Annotated in this window: 10 protein-coding genes, 1 tRNA gene and 1 pseudogene; 9 read left to right on the forward strand and 3 right to left on the reverse strand. The window is 62.7% G+C overall.

Annotated features, from left to right (window positions below; all coding sequences use genetic code 11):
* Window positions 1–88 precede the first annotated feature (88 nt).
* The 5 genes and pseudogenes from adhP (at window position 89) to N181_RS27760 (ending at window position 11735) form a co-directional block, all read left to right on the forward strand.
* Window positions 89–1111, forward strand: coding sequence for an alcohol dehydrogenase AdhP (gene adhP / locus N181_RS27740; protein WP_014327640.1), 1023 nt, complete (start codon window positions 89–91; stop codon window positions 1109–1111).
* Window positions 1112–1249: 138 nt separating this feature from the next.
* Window positions 1250–3760 (forward strand): glycogen/starch/alpha-glucan phosphorylase, encoded by a 2511-nt coding sequence (locus N181_RS27745; protein ID WP_014327638.1) that lies wholly within the window; start codon window positions 1250–1252, stop codon window positions 3758–3760.
* 168 nt (window positions 3761–3928) lie between these two features.
* Window positions 3929–6388 (forward strand): phosphoketolase family protein, encoded by a 2460-nt coding sequence (locus N181_RS27750; protein WP_014327637.1) that lies wholly within the window; start codon window positions 3929–3931, stop codon window positions 6386–6388.
* A 128-nt stretch (window positions 6389–6516) separates the two neighbouring features.
* A pseudogene (locus N181_RS27755) lies at window positions 6517–10412 on the forward strand (GH36-type glycosyl hydrolase domain-containing protein).
* 3 nt (window positions 10413–10415) lie between these two features.
* The gene (locus N181_RS27760) at window positions 10416–11735 is read left to right on the forward strand and encodes a glucoamylase family protein (protein ID WP_014327635.1); all 1320 of its coding nucleotides are present in this window, start codon (window positions 10416–10418) and stop codon (window positions 11733–11735) included.
* A gap of 177 nt (window positions 11736–11912) precedes the next feature.
* On the opposite strand, the gene N181_RS27765 is transcribed toward N181_RS27760, so the two are convergent.
* Window positions 11913–11987 (reverse strand) — tRNA-Gln (locus N181_RS27765).
* A 324-nt stretch (window positions 11988–12311) separates the two neighbouring features.
* Between N181_RS27765 and N181_RS27770 the strand changes: the two genes are divergently transcribed.
* Both N181_RS27770 and N181_RS27775 read left to right on the forward strand, forming a co-directional pair.
* A complete protein-coding gene (locus N181_RS27770; RefSeq protein WP_014327634.1) occupies window positions 12312–12608 on the forward strand; it encodes a cupin domain-containing protein in 297 nt (98 codons plus the stop codon).
* A gap of 11 nt (window positions 12609–12619) precedes the next feature.
* Window positions 12620–13531 (forward strand): MBL fold metallo-hydrolase, encoded by a 912-nt coding sequence (locus N181_RS27775; protein ID WP_014327633.1) that lies wholly within the window; start codon window positions 12620–12622, stop codon window positions 13529–13531.
* Between the two features lie 46 nt (window positions 13532–13577).
* Here the strand turns inward: N181_RS27775 and N181_RS27780 are convergent, their stop codons facing one another.
* The gene (locus tag N181_RS27780; RefSeq protein ID WP_014327632.1) at window positions 13578–14486 is read right to left on the reverse strand and encodes a DUF1499 domain-containing protein; all 909 of its coding nucleotides are present in this window, start codon (window positions 14484–14486) and stop codon (window positions 13578–13580) included.
* Between the two features lie 310 nt (window positions 14487–14796).
* Between N181_RS27780 and N181_RS27785 the strand changes: the two genes are divergently transcribed.
* Together N181_RS27785 and N181_RS27790 are read left to right on the forward strand one after the other, a co-directional pair.
* Window positions 14797–15186 (forward strand): hypothetical protein, encoded by a 390-nt coding sequence (locus N181_RS27785; RefSeq protein ID WP_014327631.1) that lies wholly within the window; start codon window positions 14797–14799, stop codon window positions 15184–15186.
* A 175-nt stretch (window positions 15187–15361) separates the two neighbouring features.
* Window positions 15362–15610: a hypothetical protein gene (locus tag N181_RS27790; protein ID WP_014327630.1), complete on the forward strand. Its 249-nt coding sequence runs from the start codon at window positions 15362–15364 to the stop codon at window positions 15608–15610.
* Window positions 15611–15764: 154 nt separating this feature from the next.
* On the opposite strand, the gene ppdK is transcribed toward N181_RS27790, so the two are convergent.
* A complete protein-coding gene (gene ppdK / locus N181_RS27795) occupies window positions 15765–18461 on the reverse strand; it encodes a pyruvate, phosphate dikinase (RefSeq protein ID WP_037430759.1) in 2697 nt (898 codons plus the stop codon).
* Window positions 18462–18543 lie beyond the last annotated feature (82 nt).

Here is an 18543-nt window from a genome sequence, read left to right on the forward strand (position 1 = left end):
GGGACAGGTTACGCACGCCCATTTTTTCCTGCTTACGCGGCGGTAATGCATTGCATTGCGAAGTGTTTGAAAGAGTAGGAGACAGATCATGGCACAGACTATGAAGGCGGCGGTCGTCCGAGCCTTTCGGGCTCCGCTCGTCATAGAGGAGCTGGAGGCGCCAAGTCCCAGCCCTGGACAGATCGTCGTAAAATACGAAGCCACCGGCGTCTGTCACACGGACCTTCATGCGGCGAGCGGCGACTGGCCGGTGAAGCCCACGCCGCCCTTCATCCCCGGACACGAGGGGGTCGGCTTCGTCTCCGCGGTGGGAGCCGGTGTCAGGAGGGTAAAGGAGGGCGATCGCGTTGGCGTACCCTGGCTGCATTCCGCCTGCGGCTACTGCCCCTACTGTCGAACCGGGTGGGAAACGCTGTGTGCATCGCAGTCGAACACCGGATACTCCGTAAACGGCACCTTCGCCCAATTCGGCCTTGCCGATCCCGACTTCGTCGGCCGCCTGCCGGACGGCCTTGATTTTGGGCCGGCAGCTCCGGTGCTTTGCGCCGGCGTGACTGTCTACAAGGGTCTGAAGGAAACCGAGGTTCGCCCTGGGGAGTGGGTGGCGGTATCCGGCGTCGGCGGTCTGGGTCACATGGCGGTCCAATACGCCAAGGCGATGGGCATGCATGTCGTCGCCGCAGACGTATTCGAGGACAAGCTGGCCTTGGCCAGGCAGCTTGGGGCGGACATCACCGTCAACGGCAAGGACAAGGACGCGATCGACCAGGTTCAAAAGGCGGTTGGCGGGGTCCATGGCGCACTTGTCACGGCAGTTTCACCCGCGGCAATGGAGCAGGCCTTCGGGTTCCTGCGGTCGAAGGGCACCATGGCGCTCGTCGGCCTTCCGCCCGGAAAGATTGCGCTGCCTGTTTTCGAAACTGTGTTGAAGCGTATCACGGTGCGCGGGTCGATCGTCGGAACACGCCAGGACCTTGAGGAATCGCTGCAGTTTGCCGCAGAGGGCAAGGTCGTGCCGCACTTCTCCTGGGACGAGCTGGAAAACATCAATGCGATCTTCCACCGCATGGAAGAAGGACAGATCGAGGGCCGGATCGTTCTGAGGCTGTAGTTGCCGCCTCGTAGGTCGCGGTGATCCGGGTGGTCTCAGAGCGATCGCAGGTTCTGGGAAATTGCAGCCTTGCGTCGGGTCGGGAACTGGACCAGCTCGCAGAGATTGGGGCGGGCGCGAATATCGGAGATGAGGGGCATGGCCACCGAGCACGCAGCGTCTCACACCCGCCTCCCGCGGCATGACGCGCCGGATGATCTTCTCCCGCAATACGGCTGCGGCCCGATCAAGTTCGACGGCGGCAGCAACGCCCTCTTTGAACGCCATCTGCTTTTCGACAACGTGCTGGCGCCCTCCGAAATCGGAAATCGGGAGCGCTACGAGGCGATCGCCCGTTCCGTTCGGGACATCCTCTCTCAACGCTGGCAACAGACGGAGGAAACCTACAACCGGGAAAATCCGAAGCGGATCTATTACCTCTCAATGGAATTCCTGATCGGCCGGTCGTTGAGCAACAACGTCCTCAACCTTGGACTCGATCCGCTCGCTCGGAGGTTCTTCAATGAGACGCAACTGGACGAGCTTGCGATACTGGCAGAGGAACCCGACGCCGGGCTGGGCAATGGCGGACTGGGGCGGCTCGCCGCTTGCTTTCTAGACTCGATGGCGACGATGCAGTTGCCGGCGATGGGCTATGGCTTGCGCTACGAGTACGGCATCTTCAAGCAGACGATCGTGGACGGCTGGCAACGCGAGCAACCGGATAACTGGCTGCGCCGGCCCGATCCCTGGGAGGTAACGCGCCCGCACCTGGCGGTGGCCGTCGAGCTCGGGTGCTCCTTCGAGGTGCGCGGCGGGAACTTGAAGGCGATCGTCGGCGTTCCCTCGACCCTGCTCGGCATACCCTACGACAGGCCGGTGGTGGGCTACGGCGGAAAGACCATCAACACCTTGCGCCTCTGGGCATCGGCAACCCCGGACAGCTTCGATTTCCAGGAGTTCAGCGCCGGTGAATTCGTCGGCGCACTGGCCGAGCGCCTGGCGGCGGACACGGTCACGCGCGTGCTTTATCCCGACGATTCGACGAGCATGGGTCAGGGCCTGCGCTTCGTCCAGGAGTACTTCCTTGTCGCATCCTCACTGGCGGACCTTGTTCGGCGCTTTCGGGCGAACAATAGCGACTGGAACGATCTGCCCGACAAGGTGGCAATCCAGCTCAACGATACGCATCCCAGTCTTGCCGTCGCGGAATTGATGCGCATCCTGCTCGACCAGGGAAACCTCGCTTGGGAGGAATCCTGGGAGATCACGAGGCGAACGCTCGCCTACACCAACCACACTCTCCTCCCCGAAGCATTGGAGAAATGGCCGCTCCGGTGGTTCGAACTGCTGCTCCCGCGCCACCTTGAGATCATATTGGAGATCGACCGCCGCCTGAGGGAAGAGTTGCTGGCGCGCTGGCCGGACGACAATGACCGTGCAGAGCGTGCATCCATCGTCGAGCGCGGCGGCGCTCGCCTGGTCCGGATGGCGCACCTCGCGATCGCAGGCTCTCACAGCGTGAACGGCGTTGCGGAGATCCATTCACGACTGTTGCGCGACGTCACGGTTCGGGACCTTGCCGAACTATACCCCGACCGATTCAACAACAAGACAAATGGCGTCACGCCACGCCGCTGGCTGCTGTTGTCGAACCCTGATCTTGCCGGTTGCATCAATGAGGCCATCGGTGACCGCTGGGTCACCGACATGGAACGCCTCGAGACGCTGAGGCCGCTTGCCGAAGACGGTGGCTTTGTCTCCTCGGTGCGCCAGGCCAAGCGCGCTGCCAAGCTGCGCTTTGCCGATTGGCTGAAGTCGCAGGCCGGCATCTCGGTTGATCCCGACACGATTTTCGACAGCCAGGTCAAGCGCATCCACGAATACAAGCGGCAACTTCTGAATGGCCTACGGATCGTGGCGCTCTATCGCCGGCTCCGCGAGAACCCGCATCTTGACATAGCGCCGCGGACGTTCTTCTTCGCCGGCAAGGCCGCGCCCGCCTATCACGTGGCAAAGGTCATCATCAAATTTCTCAACAACCTCGGTGACACGATCAATGGCGACCCGGCAACGCGCGATCGTCTCCGGCTCGTGTTCCTTCCCGATTACTGCGTCTCCGTGGCGGAACGCCTCATTCCTGCGAGCGACGTCTCTAACCAGATCTCGACGGCCGGATACGAGGCCAGCGGCACCAGCAACATGAAATTCATGATGAATGGCGCCTTGACCATTGGCACCCGTGATGGCGCTACCATCGAAATGGCCGCGGCAGCAGGCGAGGAAAACTTCTTCCTGTTCGGGCTGACTGCCGAGCAGGTCGCCACGAGCCGCGGATGGTACAGTCCCTGGTGGCACTACGAGAACGAACCCGAGACGCGCGCCGTTCTCGACCTCATCATGTCCGGTCACTTCTGCCGTCACGAACCCATGATCGGCGAGACGCTGCGCAACATACTTCTGGCTGGCGGCGACCCGTACATGCACCTGGCCGATCTCGCTTCGTACATGGAGGCGGATATGCGCCTGCAATCGCTCTATTCCGAGCCGGACGCCTGGACCCGAAGGGCGATCCTGAACATCGCCGGCTCGGGCAAATTTTCCAGCGATCGCACCATTGCAGAATACGCAAACGATATCTGGAACGTCGAGCCATGTCCGGTGCGATAGCGACCAAGCTGTTGCGCAACTCGGCGGTTTTTTCTGTGCCCAGGGCCGTTTTTATGCGAAATTGGGGCCCGGCCCTATCCCCCAGCATTTTCAGCCCTGGGTTCGCCCGACACCAGCAAGATCAGCAGCGTTTCCGTAACCGAGTCCCGACTTCGTAAGGAGGCTTCGATGGCTTCGCTTGAGACGACAAAGGGAAAGAAATCCGCAGCAAACGAAATTCTGGCCGCCCCCCTGTCACCAGGCGATCTTCGTCTGTTGGATGCTTACTGGCGGGCCTCCAATTATCTCTCCGTTGGCCAGATTTACCTGCTCGACAATCCGCTGCTCAAAGAACCCCTGAAACGCGAACATATAAAGCCGCGGCTGCTCGGGCACTGGGGAACATCGCCGGGGCTGAACATGCTCTATGTGCATCTCAATCGGGTTATCAAGCGGAACGATCTCAACATGATCTACGTGATCGGTCCGGGCCACGGCGGCCCGTCACTGGTCGCACACGCTTATCTCGAAGGAACCTACAGCGAATTCTACCCGAATATCAGCCAGGATACGGAGGGCATGAAGCGGCTCTTCAAGCAGTTCAGCTTCCCTGGCGGCATCCCGAGCCATGTCGCGCCCGAAACGCCGGGCAGCATCCATGAAGGCGGCGAGCTCGGATACGCCCTCAGTCACGCCTATGGAGCGGCTTTCGACAATCCGGACATGATCGTTGCCTGCGTCGTCGGCGACGGCGAGGCAGAGACCGGGCCGCTCGCGACCGGCTGGCATGGAAACAAATTCCTGAACCCCGCCCGTGATGGCTGCGTGCTGCCGATTTTGCACCTCAACGGCTACAAGATCGCCAATCCATGTTTCCTCGCCCGCATTCCCGAGGACGAACTGCGTAAATTCTTCGAAGGCATGGGATACAGGCCCTATTTCGTCGAAGGAAACGATCCGGACGATGTGCATCAGAAACTCGCCGGTACGCTCGACGCGGCCATAGAGGAAATCCAGAAAATCTGGGCCGGAGCCCGCTCGAATGGCAACGTCAAGCGCCCCGCATGGCCAATGATCGTCTTTCGAACGCCAAAGGGCTGGACCTGCCCGAAGGAGATCGATGGCAAGAAATGCGAGGACTACTGGCGATCCCATCAGGTGCCCATGGGCGAGATGGACCGGCCGGAGCATATCCGCATTCTCGAAGAATGGATGAAGAGCTACCGGCCGGAGGAGTTCTTCGACGAGGACGGCCGGTTCAAGCGCGAACTGGCGGCTTTGGCTCCGGAAGGTCACCGCCGGATGAGCGACAATCCCCACGCCAACGGCGGCCTGCTGTTGCGCGAACTGAAGCTGCCGGATTTCCAGGAGTATGCCGTCTCAGTGACGAGCCCCGGTGCTACAACAGCCGAGTCTGCCCGTGCGATGGGCAAGTTCCTGCGCGACGTCATGAAGTCGAACCTAGATAGCCGGAACTTCCGACTGTTCAGTCCGGACGAGAACAACTCCAATCGCTGGCAGGACGTGCTCGAGGTAACCGATCGGTGCTACATGGCGGAGATCTATAAGGAGGACGACCATCTCTCGCCGGACGGTCGCATCATGGAGGTTCTCAGCGAGCACCAATGCCAGGGATGGCTCGAAGGCTACCTCCTGACCGGGCGCCATGGCTTCTTCTCCTGCTACGAGGCCTTCATCCACATCATCGACTCGATGTTCAACCAGCACGCAAAGTGGCTGAAAATATGCAACGAAATCCCGTGGCGCAGACCTGTCGCCTCGCTGAACTACTTCCTCAGCTCACATGTCTGGCGGCAGGATCACAACGGCTTCAGCCACCAGGATCCCGGCTTCATCGATCATGTCGTCAACAAGAAGGCGGATGTGGTCCGTGTTTACCTGCCCCCGGATGCCAATACACTCCTGTCGGTGACGGACCACTGCCTGCGCAGCCGCAACTACGTGAACGTGGTCGTCGCCGGCAAGCAGCCAGCGCCGCAATGGCTCACAATGGACGAGGCCATCAAGCATTGCAGCGAGGGCCTCGGCATATGGGAATGGGCGAGCACCGACAGGGACAGCGAGCCCGATGTCGTGATGGCTTGCTGCGGTGATGTTCCGACACTGGAGACGCTTGCTGCGGTTCAGCTGATCCGCGAACACCTGCCCGAACTGAAGGTGCGGGTCATCAATGTGGTGAACCTGATGAAGCTCCAGCCTGCGGAAGAGCATCCGCACGGACTGTCGAACCACGATTTCGATGCGCTGTTCACCAAGGACCGGCCGATCATCTTTGCCTTCCACGGCTATCCATGGCTCATCCATCGGCTCACCTACCGCCGCACGAACCACGGCAACCTTCACGTTCGCGGCTACAAGGAGGAAGGCACGACAACCACGCCCTTCGATATGGTCGTCCTGAACGAGCTCGACAGGTTCCATCTTGTCGAGGACGTCATCGACAGGCTGCCGCAGCTGGGTTCGCGCGCCGCTTACTTCAAGCAGGCAATCCATGCGAAACTCATCGACCATCGTCGGCACATCGAGAAATACGGCGACGACATGCCGGAGATCAGCGGGTGGAAGTGGGGCCTGAAGGGCACGGCCGACGCGTCGCGGAAAACCTCGACGGAAGGGGACAACGTCTGAACGGGAGCAGAGCCGGCACTTCAAAGGGCATTGCGCTGTCCAGTTCATAGCGGCGACTGCTGCCAAACCAGACTGCAAGCAATCGCCGGTGGTCAGAAACCAGCGCATCGCCGAAAGGGAGACGCGTGATGGTGGGTTCGGTCGACGATCGTGGCGCGCGCGACACCGCGCAATTTCCTGGCCCTCCGGGCGGAGCAGCTGAGGGCCCCGCCGTGGCGCTGCTTTCGAACGGCAGCTACAGTGTTCTCCTCACCACCGCCGGTGCCGGTTGCGGGTCCTGGCGTGGGTTGGACGTTACGCGCTGGCGGGAGGATTGCACGCGCGATTGCTGGGGGCAGTTCTGCTACGTCCGCGACCGGACGCAGGACAAACTCTGGTCCATCGGTCGACAACCACTGTTCCGGCCCGGGGTCGTCTACGACAACGCTTTTCACGGAGATCGCGCCGAATTCCGCTGCCTTGCCGACGACATCGACGTGTCCTGGGCGGCCTGCGTCGCACCCGATATGGATGTGGAAGTGCGCCTGCTCACGATCTCCAATCATGGCGCCATCGCGAGAAGCCTCGAACTGACCAGCTATGCCGAAGTCTCACTGAACAACCGTCGCGCCGACAGAGCCCACCCGGCCTTTACCAAGCTCTTTGTGGAAACGCAGTTTGATCAGAGGACCGGTGCCTTGCTTGCACGGCGCCGGCCGCGCAGTGCCGAAGAAAAGCCTGTCTGGGCAGTGCATGTTTCCTCTTCGAGCACGCAGGATAGGCAACCAATCGAATATGAGACCGATCGGCTCAAATTCCTCGGCCGCTGCCGTACGACCGCGAACCCCTTGGCGTTCGACAGGGAAGCAGGCCTGTCCGGGACGGTCGGCCCCGTTCTCGACCCGGTCTTCTGCCTGCGCACCACCGTCCAACTCCAGCCGGGTGCGAGCGAACGGGTCGCTTTCGTAACGGGGGCGGCCGACGATGAAGCGATGGCGCGGACCATCGCCAGCCGATATTCGGGCCTCGACGCGGCCGACAAGGCATTTTCCGACGCTACGGAAAGCTATCGCAGCGAGCTTCAGGGTGCCAACCTGACCCCGGAAGAAGTTGCGCTGTTCAACCGGCTGGCCGGAAGCATCCTGTTTGTCGACCGGGCGCATCGGGACAAATCCGTGCCGCGGAAAAAACCACTGAGTCGAGCGGCTCTTTGGTCTCACGGGATTTCCGGAGACCTTCCGATCGTGCTGGCGCGCATCGAGGAAGACGGGGCCGAGCCGCTCATCGGCGACGTGATCCGCGCGCACGGATTCATCGCCGGGCGCGGCTTGCGTTTCGACCTCGTTCTGCTCGACGAGCGCGACGCGAGCGCGGCCGAGCCACTGGCAGGCGAGCTGAACTCCGGCCCGCAAGCTGAGCTGGTTGGCAAGCCGGGCGGAATCTATCTCCTGCCGGCAGGCGAGGGGTCGCACGATCTCAAGGACACAGTCACCGCTGCAGCGCGCATCGTTCTGTCGAGCAGTCGAGGCGCACTCGCCGACCAACTTGGGGGGCGCAAGGAAGTTGCATCGCCCGCCGCGCGAATTTCGGAGTTTCCTTCGTCCGAAACATCCGCGGAACATTCCGCGGGAGTTGGGAAGGATCTGCTGTTCTGGAACGGTTTCGGGGGGTTCAGCGCTGACGGACGCGAATATGTCATCGTGGTGGATGGCATCGCCTCGCCGACGCCGACGCCCTGGTGCAACGTCATTGCCAACGCGGACTTCGGCTGCCTGACGAGCGAAAGCGGCATGGGCTGCACCTGGGCAGGCAATAGCCAGCTGAACAGGCTGACGCCATGGTCGAATGATCCGGTTTCGGATCCGCCCGGCGACGTCGTCTACCTCCGCGACGAGGAAACAGGAGAGCTTTGGACCCCTACCCCCTTGCCGCTGGGACACGGGGCGGCCGTAACCGTTCGTCACCGGCAGGGCCAGAGTCTATACGAGAGCGACAGAGAACACCTCCACCAGGAATTGGCCGTGCATGTTCCCGTCAGGGATTCGGTCAAGGTCATGCGCCTTGCTGTTCGCAACGACGGAGCGCAGGTCCGCCATTTACTGCGACGTATTTCGCCGAATGGGTTTTGGGGACACAGCGCGAGGACGCGCCGCTGCAGGTCGTCTGCGAACGCGACCTTCGATCGGGAGCGATCGTTGCAAGGAACGCCTGGGAGGGTGATTTTTCCGGAAGGCTGGCATTTGCCGCAGCAAGCCGGAAGGTGCGATCGGCCACTTGCAACCGCTCCGCGTTTCTGGGCGCGCGCGGTTCCGTGTCACAGCCGGCGGGACTGGAAAAACCCGACCTCGAAGGGCAGCTTGGCGACCTGGCCGATCCCTGTGCGGCGCTGATGGTGGATATTTCCATCGCTCGCGGCGAATCCGCGGAGGTCGTTTTTCTTCTTGGACAGGCCGGCAGCCTCGACGAGGTCCGCGCCCTCGTGAGGGAATATGCCGAGCCAAAACGCGCACGACACAGCCTGGCCATCGTCTCTCGCCAGTGGGACGACATCCTGAGCGCGATCGAGGTCAAGACCCCGGACCCCGCCTTCGATCTGATGATGAATCGCTGGTTGCTGTACCAGGTGCTCGCTTGTCGCGTCTGGGGTCGCTCTGCCTTCTATCAGTCGGGAGGCGCGTTCGGCTTCAGGGATCAGCTCCAGGATGTGATGGCATTGGTCCACAGTGCGCCGAACGTGTCGCGCTCGCACATTCTGCGAGCGGCCGGGCGCCAGTTCGAGGAGGGCGACGTCCAGCACTGGTGGCACCCCCCATCCGGCGTCGGGGTACGCACACGCATAACGGACGACCTGTATTTTCTGCCTTTCGTCGTTCACCACTATGTTTCGACCACCGGCGATGTCCGCCTGCTCGACGAGCGGGTGCCGTTCATCACAGCGCCGGTGCTGAGGGAGGACCAGGAGGAGCACTTCGGTATTCCCGAACGCAGCGAACAGACGGCTACAGTCTACGAGCACTGCGTCCGGGCGTTGGAACACGGCTTCCGGCTTGGCCGCCACGGCTTGCCGCTGATGGGAACGGGCGACTGGAACGATGGCATGAACAAGGTCGGAGCCGGGGGGAGAGGCGAAAGCGTTTGGAACGGCTGGTTCTTCCTGACGGTACTGCAGTCATTTGCGACCATCGCGTCGTCGCACCGCGACGAAAGCCGTGCCAAATGGTGCCTCGAACGGTCTGAGGAACTGCGCGCCGCCTTGGAGGCGCGCGCCTGGGACGGTGGCTGGTATCGCCGCGCCTTTTTCGACGACGGAACGCCCCTCGGTTCATCCGCCAACGACGAGTGCCAGATCGACGCCATTCCGCAGGCCTGGGCCGTCATCTCCGGCAGTGCCGACAGGGAGCGCGCGTCAAGGGCGATGGACGCGGTCCATGAACGGCTTGTGCGCCGCAAGGACAAGCTGATCCAGCTGTTCGACCCGCCGTTCGACAAGGGTTCCCTGCAGCCGGGCTATATCAAGGGCTATGTTCCCGGCATAAGGGAAAATGGCGGGCAGTATACCCATGCGGCCACCTGGGTCGTGCTCGCTTCCGCGCTCCAGGGAGACGGCGACGGGGCACTGGAGCTTTGGAACCTGCTCAATCCGATCAATCACGCTTCGACGAAGCGTGACGCCGAGCATTACATGGTCGAGCCCTTTGTCGTCAGCGCCGACGTCTACGGCGCACCGCCGCACACCGGACGTGGTGGCTGGACATGGTATACCGGATCGGCCGCCTGGCTGTATCGCGTCGGGTTGGAAGCTATCCTCGGTTTTCGCCGACAGGACAATATCCTCTCCCTGGAACCCTGCATTCCGACATACTGGCCGGCGTATGACATGAACTACAGGTACGGCTCGGCGACGTACCGTATCCATGTGGATAACAAGGCCCGGGTTTGCCGCGGGCTACGATCGCTTGTGCTGGACGACGGGCCGCTGACCGACGCGAAGCTGCCGCTTGTCGATGACGGTCGCCTTCACGACGTTCGAGCAATCCTTGGTTAGACCATGTCCCAGACGCTCTCGACCGCCCCAGAGCTCCATCGGATGCCGACCGAACAGGATCTCGGCCGGCTGCAGTTCACGACCCTGCTGTACTATCTACAATGCACCAATCCTGACAACGGCCTCGTTCGCGACAAGACCGAGCCCAATGCTCCGGCAAGCATTGCCGCCATCGGAATGGCGCTGGCAACGATCCCAGTCGTCGTCGAGCGCGGCGTCATAATCCGGAAGTTTGCCGCCAAGATCGCGCGAAAGCGGCTGGAATTCCTGCTGGGATGTCCCCAGGGGCCTGAAGCCGACGCTTCGGGGTACAAGGGTTTCTTCTACCATTTCCTCGACATAGAAACCGGCGGCCGGGTCTGGGAGTGCGAACTGTCCACCATCGATTCAGCCTTCCTGTTCGCAGGCGCATTGACGGCAGCCGCCTACTTCGATGGCGACGATGCCGACGAGGCCAAGATCCGAATGCTTGCCGACGCGCTCTACGAACGGGCGGATTGGAACTGGGCCTGCGATCACGGACTGACCCTGACTCACGGATGGCGGCCGGAAAGCGGGTTCATCCCCTATCGCTGGCGCGGCTACGACGAGGGCCTGCTGCTTTACATCCTCGGGCTGGGGTCGCCGACCCATCCGTTGCCGCCCGAGGCTTACGCCGCCTACACCGAAAGCTACGAGTGGAGAAATATCTACGGGCGCGAACTGCTTTACTCGGGACCGCTCTTCACCCACCAGCTCTCGCATATGTGGATCGACTTCCGCGGCATCCGCGACGCCTTCATGCGAGACCGCGGCACCGACTACTTCCAGAATAGCCGCCATGCGACCTACGTCCAGCAGGCCTATGCCATTCGCAATCCGATGAACTTTCGCGGCTATGGGGAGCACTGCTGGGGATTTACCGCCAGCGACGGACCGGGCTGGACCAAGAAGAAGCTCGACGGCGTGGAGAGGGAATTCTTCGACTATATTGCCCGCGGCGCGCCGTTCGGACCGGACGACGGAACCGTCTCGCCATGGGCGGTCGTCGCTTCGTTGCCTTTCGCTCCGGAGATCGTCATTCCGACCGTCAGAAACTTCGCGCAGATGAATTTGGGCATGACGCATCTTTACGGCTTCAAGCCATCGTTCAACCAGACATATGCGGTCGAAGGCAATGATGCGGGATGGTGGGTCAGTCCCTATCATTTCGCCATAGACCAGGGCCCGGTCGTGCTGATGATCGAAAACTTCAGGACGGGCCTGCTCTGGAACATCATGCGCCGCTGCCAGCCGATCGTCACCGGACTGCGCCGGGCCGGCTTCACCGGCGGCTGGCTTTAGGATACGGCCGGGCGCTCGATGGAGGGGGAGCATCCAGGCAGGAACGATCGCCGTCTCGGGGAAACCGCAAGCTGTGTTCGCCGCCAAGATCGCACGACGCGAAATTCCCGAACTCGCGGCGGAATTCGAGTTCGCGGCAGAATGGCAAGCCGTTGGTACTTTTGAGGAAGAAGTAGATGGCTGGGGCGCCTGGATTCGAACCAGGGGATGGCGGTACCAAAAACCGCTGCCTTACCGCTTGGCTACGCCCCAACGGACTGGCGAGGCATCCGCTCGCCAAATCGAGCGCCTGATTACCAAAGCTGGCGCACGCTCACAATGGTTAACTTCGCTTTGCGCGCATATTTTGTCGCCGGAGTTTCACACGCAACCAGCTGTCGGCGCGAATGCGGCCCTACAGCGCCGCGCGCCTTATCAGGCGCGCAAAGGTCGCTATAGCAGTTTGAATTGCCGCATGTCTTTGTCCTGAAATCGAGGTCGATTTAAGGAGACATGCAGTAGGCGATGAAACCGGTGGCTGTGCCCGTTTCCTCGCGCCCCGCTTTCGCCTATTGTCGCCCGCAAATGGAGACCTCGATGACCAAGTTCCGCGCCCGCCCGCCTGCCGTCCCGACCGTTCTCGTCGATGATGCCGTCGTGCGCATCATCCGCTGGGATTTCGAACCGGGCGCCGACACCGGGCACCACGTCCACGGGCTGGGTTATGTCGTCGTGCCGATGACCAATTGCCATTTCCTGTTGGAAGAGGAAGGCGGCAGCCGCCGGATCGATGTGGCAAAGGGCGCCGCCTACCGGCGTGATGCGGGCGTCGCCCACAATGTCGTCAATGCGGGCAGCGAACCGATGTCCTTCGTCGAGATCGAATACAAGTGAAGGCGCGACGCATGCAGGGACCGGAATTCGACCTCGACTTCAAGCCCGCCCATGGAGAAAGGGTTACGGTGGCCGAGGGCGTTGAGCGCATCACCGTCAACAATCCCGGCCCCTTCACCTTTCATGGCACCAATACCTACATCGTCGGCCGCCGCTCGGTCGCGGTGATCGACCCGGGGCCGGAGGACGAGGCGCATTTTCAGGCGCTGATGGCGGCGCTTGCAGGGCGCGAGGTGACGCATATCGCCGTCAGCCACACCCATCGCGACCACTCGCCCCTCGCCGGCCGGCTAAGGGAAGCGACAGGAGCGATCGTCATCGGCGAAGGTCCGCACCGGGCGGCTCGCCCGTTGCACGCCGGTGAGACCAATCCCTTCGCCGAAAGCTCGGACATGGAATTCGTGCCCGACATCGCCCTTCGCGACGGCGGCCGGATCGAGGGCGACGGGTGGAGCTTGACAGCGATCGCCACGCCGGGACACACCGCCAACCACATGGCCTTCGGGCTCGACGGCACCGGCATTCTTTTCTCCGCCGATCACGTAATGGCCTGGGCGACGAGCATCGTCGCACCGCCGGACGGTGCCATGGCCGATTACATGGCCTCCCTCGACAAGCTGCTCTCACGCGACGACCGGCTGTACCTGCCCGGCCACGGCGGTCCGGTCAGCGAGCCTCCCGCCTTCCTGCGGGCGCTCAAGGCGCATCGCAAGATGCGCGAACGCGCCGTCCTGGAACGGCTGCGCGCCGGGGACCGGAAAATCCCGGACATGGTGAAGGTGATCTACGCCTCGACCGATCCGCGGCTGCACGGCGCAGCGGCGCTTTCGGTGCTCGCCCATATCGAGGACCTGATCGAAAAAGGCCGCATCGAGACCGACGGCCCGCCGTCGCTCCTTGGCGAATATCGGTTGGTGACCTGAGCGAGCTCTTAGAGCCTTTCCTGGTTAAATTGAACCAGGAAAGGCTCTAATCTCCCGCAATCCCCAGTAGCTCTGCATCGAGCGCCCGCAGGAACTCTTCCGCGAACTTGGCGCCCATGCCGAGATCATGCTGGCCGTATCGCGAGGCGACGCGCAAGTCGACAAGCGTGGTCTCCGCCTCTTCGCGCAGCCGGATCAGCACGTCGAAGCGAAAGCCGACGATTAGCGTGCGCCATTCGCCCTGCAGCACGATATCGCTGGCATCCCGCCCGGGTATTCCAGCCTCGACATCGGGCGCTGGCCGCGTGGCCGGAACGGGAATGGCTTCCGGTTCCCTGTTCGTATCCGGCCCCGCGCCTGGACCCACGGCAAGGTCCTCGAGATCGGCGCGCGCGTTCTCGACGCCGAGTTCCGCGGTCGTGGCGATTCGCCTTTCCTCGACCACCTTGCGGACGCCCTGGAACACGCGGTCCAGGGCGCCGTCGTAGCGCCGTCCGGTGAGCCCCGGATAGGCAGCGATCTGCGCTTCGCGGTCCTCGGGCGTCACGATCGGCCTGCGCTTGATCCAGCTCTCCTCGGCGACCGGCGCCTTGATCCACGGCGGCGGCCTCACCGGATCGGTGCTGACATCGTAGATCGCCGGTCGCGCCAGATATTGCGCCGCCCCATAGAAGAAGAAACCGAGGGGAAGCGCCGCATAGAAGAGGGCCGAGACGGAAGCGGTCCCGCCGACGGCTGCCACCTTCCAGAGGCGCGTAAGACCGACGGTCGCAAGCAGGACAGCCAAGAGGGCGAACGCAACGGCGCAGCCGGCAAGCGCCAGGAAATGCGGGGTCGTCAGCGGACCGAAGCGGTGCGCGGCAAGCGACAGCGCGAAGATCACGAAGCCTATGCGGGCGAACCTGCGTGCCCAGTGGGCGGCATGGGAATAGGGACGCTCGTACCGGACCATCATAAAACGGAATCAATCCCCGCGGCAAAAGACTTCGCCTTCTTAGACCATGGCCGTTTCGGTGGGAACCACCGGCCTGCGCACGCACTGAATTCGCCCGAAAAGGGTATGAGCGCAGCGGTTGTACTTCTGCCGCAAATTCGCCATTCTCGTTAACCAGTTATTTCAGCACAATCTTCCACCGGCGCGCAGAATTGTCCGCGCGGACAGTGCCCGGATAAGAACATGCAGCGATTCAAAGCGCTACAGCGTCCTCAGTGCGTCTGAAAGGACGCACTGCGCTGTAGAGGCGCCGTGACAACGGAGAGAGATCATGACCGCATCGGAGACACGCTCGGAGATCGCCGTCCCTGCCCCGCCGCCCTCCGGAGGAGATGTCGCCCTTCCAATGGCGCTGCTCGAACTCGAGCTCTCCCTCGACCGCTTCTCCGGCAACGGGGACGATTTTTCGGCATTCGTGCGGACGGTGGCGGACGACATCGGCGGCGAGCTCCTTTTCGACCTGCCGGCTTCGGGCCTCGTCGATAATTGCCAAACCATCGCCGCCCTTCGCCATGGCCAGACCGACGGCCAGACGCCGACGATCCTGTTCGTCTGCCTCGACGCGGATGGAAGCACGGTCCGCGTCGAACAGCCAAGCGAACGCACCGCCGGCCTCGTAAGCTTCGCCGAAGCCTTCGTCGGGGTGCTCGAGCGGATCTGAAGTCACCTCGAGTTGATCGCCAACGTGCAGCGGGTGCGTGGTATTCTTGTTTCCGTTGAATCGCGCCTGCGGATCCGCAATCATGCGTCCCTTGCTGCTTGCAATTCATTGCGCAGAGGACGAACCGCATGCCGCTGATCGCTGTTCCGCATGCGTGCGCCGATCAGGAGCAGGAATGACCATGAGGACAACGAGACTGCTGACACTCGCCGCGGCGGGACTGGTGCTTGCCGGGTGCCAGACGACCACTCCGCAGGAGCGGCGCGCAAGGGACGAAACGACCTGCGCCTCCTACGGCTTTCGCCGCGGCACGGATTCATTTGCCACCTGCCTGCAGCGCATAGAGCTCGACCGTCGCGCCGAGTCGCGGGCCTTCCGCTACGACAACGACTTCCTGATGCGCCGGCCCTATTATTGGTATTGACGCGAACGCTATTAGATCACGATGATTTTGGGTCTGATCGACCCAAAATCATAAAACGTGATCGATTCTAAAAGATTAGAGCGGGATGCGGGCGGAAAACCGCTCACACTTTTCCTCATCCCGCTCTAGAGGCAGAGGCGCGCGTGGAAAGCCGTCAACTTGCCGCGAGCGCCAGCGTCTCCGCCTTGCCATTGCCGTTGATCGCCGCCTGTGCGGCCGCCAGCCGGGCAATCGGCACGCGGAAGGGCGAGCAGGAAACGTAGTCGAGGCCGGTCTCCTCGCAGAAGCGGATCGAGGCGGGATCGCCGCCATGCTCGCCGCAAATCCCGAGCTTCAGGCCATTCTTGGTGCGGCGACCGCGTTCGGCGGCCAACTGGATCAGTTCACCCACCCCGTCGAAGTCTAGCGAAACGAACGGATCCTGCTCGATGATGCCCTTCTGCTGGTAGGTGGCGAGGAACTGGGCCGCATCATCGCGCGAAATGCCGAAGGTGGTCTGGGTCAGGTCGTTGGTGCCGAAGGAGAAGAAGTCGGCTGCTTCGGCGATGACGTCGGCGCGCAGCGCCGCCCGCGGCAGTTCGATCATCGTTCCGACCAGATAGTCGATGCCGATGCCGGACTCGCCAATCACCTCCTTGGCGACCGCGTCGATCCGTTCCTTGACATAGTCGAGTTCGGCGCGGAGCCCGACGAGAGGGACCATGATCTCCGGAACCACCGGCGCGCCGGTCACACGCGCCGCCTCCACGGCCGCCTCGAAAATGGCGCGCGCCTGCATTTCGGCGATTTCCGGATGCGAGATGGCCAGACGGCAGCCGCGATGACCGAGCATCGGATTGAACTCGTGCAGCGCGTCGACGCGCTGGCGCAGATGCGCCGGATCCAGCCCCAGCACGCCGGCGACCTCGGCGATTTCCTCGTCGGTCTTCGGCAGGAATTCGTGCAGCGGCGGATCGAGAAGGCGGATCGTCACCGGCAGGCCGTGCATGATCGAGAAGAGTTCGACGAAGTCGGAGCGCTGCATCGGCAAGAGCTTTGCAAGGGCGGCGCGGCGGCCCTCCTCGTCCTCGGCAAGGATCATCTCGCGCATCACATTGATTCGGTCGTCCTCGAAGAACATGTGCTCGGTGCGGCAGAGCCCGATGCCCTCGGCTCCGAAAGAGCGGGCGGCGCGCGCGTCGGCGGGCGTCTCGGCATTGGTGCGCACCGTCATCCGGCGGCTCCGATCGGCCCATTGCATGATCTTGCCGAAATCGCCGGAAAGCTCCGGCTGCAGCATGGCAATCTCGCCCTTCAGCACCTGCCCGGACGATCCGTCGATGGTGATCACGTCGCCCTTCTTCAGAGTCACGCTCGCGGTGATCAAGAGTTCGGCGCGCTGATCGACGCGGATGCTGCCGGCGCCGGAGACGCAGGGCGTGCCCATGCCGCGGGCGACGACGGCGGCGTGGCTCGTCATGCCGCCCCGCGTCGTCAGGATGCCCTGAGCCGCATGCATGCCGTGGATATCCTCCGGGCTCGTCTCGACGCGAACCAGGATCACCTTGCGCCCTTCCTTGACGGCATGCACCGCTTCCTCGGAGGTGAAGACGATCTCGCCCGTCGCCGCGCCCGGTGAGGCCGGCAACCCCGAGCCGATGATATCGCGGCGGGCATGCGGGTCGATGGTCGGATGGAGCAGCTGGTCGAGCGATGCCGGATCGATGCGCACCACCGCCTCTTCGTTCGAGATCAGCCCTTCTTCGGCCATGTCGACGGCGATCTTCAGCGCCGCCTTGGCGGTGCGCTTGCCGGAGCGGGTCTGCAGCATCCAGAGTGTGCCGCGCTCGATGGTGAATTCGAGGTCCTGCATGTCGCGGTAGTGGCGCTCGAGCGTCTGGCAGATCGTCTCGAACTCGCCGAAGCCCTCCGGCATCAGCTTTTCCAGCGACGGCTTGTCCGAGCCGGAGGCGATACGGGCGGCCTCGGTGATGTTCTGCGGTGTGCGGATGCCGGCGACGACGTCCTCCCCCTGGGCATTGACCAGGAATTCGCCGTAGAGCTCCTTGGCGCCGGTCGACGGGTTGCGCGTGAAGGCGACGCCGGTTGCAGACGAATTGCCGAGATTGCCGAACACCATCGCCTGGACGTTGACGGCCGTGCCCCAGGCGGCCGGAATGCCGTGGAGATGGCGGTACGTTATGGCGCGCGGGTTCATCCAGCTCGAGAAGACCGCGCCGATCGCACCCCAGAGCTGGACCTCCGGATCCTGTGGAAAGGGTTCGCCGAGCACCTCCTCGATCGCTTCCTTGTAGCGCGAGATGACGTGCTGCCACTCGACGGCCGAAAGCTCCGGGTCCTGCTCGTGGCCCAGCCGCCCCTTCTCTTCCTCGAGGATCTCCTCGAAGATTTCGTGATCGACACCCAGGACGACGTCGCCATACATCTGGATAAAGCGGCGGTAGCTGTCATAGGCGAAGCGCGCGTCGCCGGCATCATGTCCCAGGGCGTGTACCGACTGATCGTTGAGGCCGAGATTGAGCACCGTGTCCATCATGCCGGGCATCGAGGCGCGGGCGCCCGAACGAACCGAGAGAAGCAGCGGACGGTTGGTATCGCCGAAGACGCGGCCGGTGATCTCTTCCATCCGGGCAATGCCCTCGCGCACCTGCTCGCGCAGGCCTTCGGGCATCGCCCGTTCATTGTCGAAATAGCTGTTGCAGGCATCGGTGACGATCGTCAGGCCGGGGGGCACCGGCAGGCCGAGATTGCACATTTCGGCAAGGTTCGCGCCCTTGCCTCCCAGCCTGTTGCGATCCCCCGCACTTCCTTCGGCCTTGCCTCCGCCGAAGGTGTATACCCATTTCGTCATGCCTGTTCTCCACCCAGAAACAGTTTCGATGACGATCTACAGTATATGCTTCAGCCTGAAAATGCACTCGGCGAAGATTCTT

The sequence above is a fragment of the Sinorhizobium fredii USDA 205 genome (assembly GCF_001461695.1).
GTDB classification, from domain to species: Bacteria; Pseudomonadota; Alphaproteobacteria; order Rhizobiales; family Rhizobiaceae; genus Sinorhizobium; species Sinorhizobium fredii.

Bases quoted from the DNA above. Each gene is read 5' to 3' on its own strand.
- N181_RS27750 (WP_014327637.1), top strand. From the start codon at position 3,929: ATGGCTTCGCTTGAGACGACAAAGGGAAAGAAATCCGCAGCAAACGAA.
- N181_RS27760 (WP_014327635.1), top strand. From the start codon at position 10,416: ATGTCCCAGACGCTCTCGACCGCCCCAGAGCTCCATCGGATGCCGACC.
- N181_RS27770 (WP_014327634.1), top strand. From the start codon at position 12,312: ATGACCAAGTTCCGCGCCCGCCCGCCTGCCGTCCCGACCGTTCTCGTC.
- adhP (WP_014327640.1), top strand. From the start codon at position 89: ATGGCACAGACTATGAAGGCGGCGGTCGTCCGAGCCTTTCGGGCTCCG.
- N181_RS27780 (WP_014327632.1), bottom strand. From the start codon at position 14,486: ATGATGGTCCGGTACGAGCGTCCCTATTCCCATGCCGCCCACTGGGCA.
- N181_RS27775 (WP_014327633.1), top strand. From the start codon at position 12,620: ATGCAGGGACCGGAATTCGACCTCGACTTCAAGCCCGCCCATGGAGAA.
- ppdK (WP_037430759.1), bottom strand. From the start codon at position 18,461: ATGACGAAATGGGTATACACCTTCGGCGGAGGCAAGGCCGAAGGAAGT.
- N181_RS27745 (WP_014327638.1), top strand. From the start codon at position 1,250: ATGGCCACCGAGCACGCAGCGTCTCACACCCGCCTCCCGCGGCATGAC.
- N181_RS27785 (WP_014327631.1), top strand. From the start codon at position 14,797: ATGACCGCATCGGAGACACGCTCGGAGATCGCCGTCCCTGCCCCGCCG.
- N181_RS27790 (WP_014327630.1), top strand. From the start codon at position 15,362: ATGACCATGAGGACAACGAGACTGCTGACACTCGCCGCGGCGGGACTG.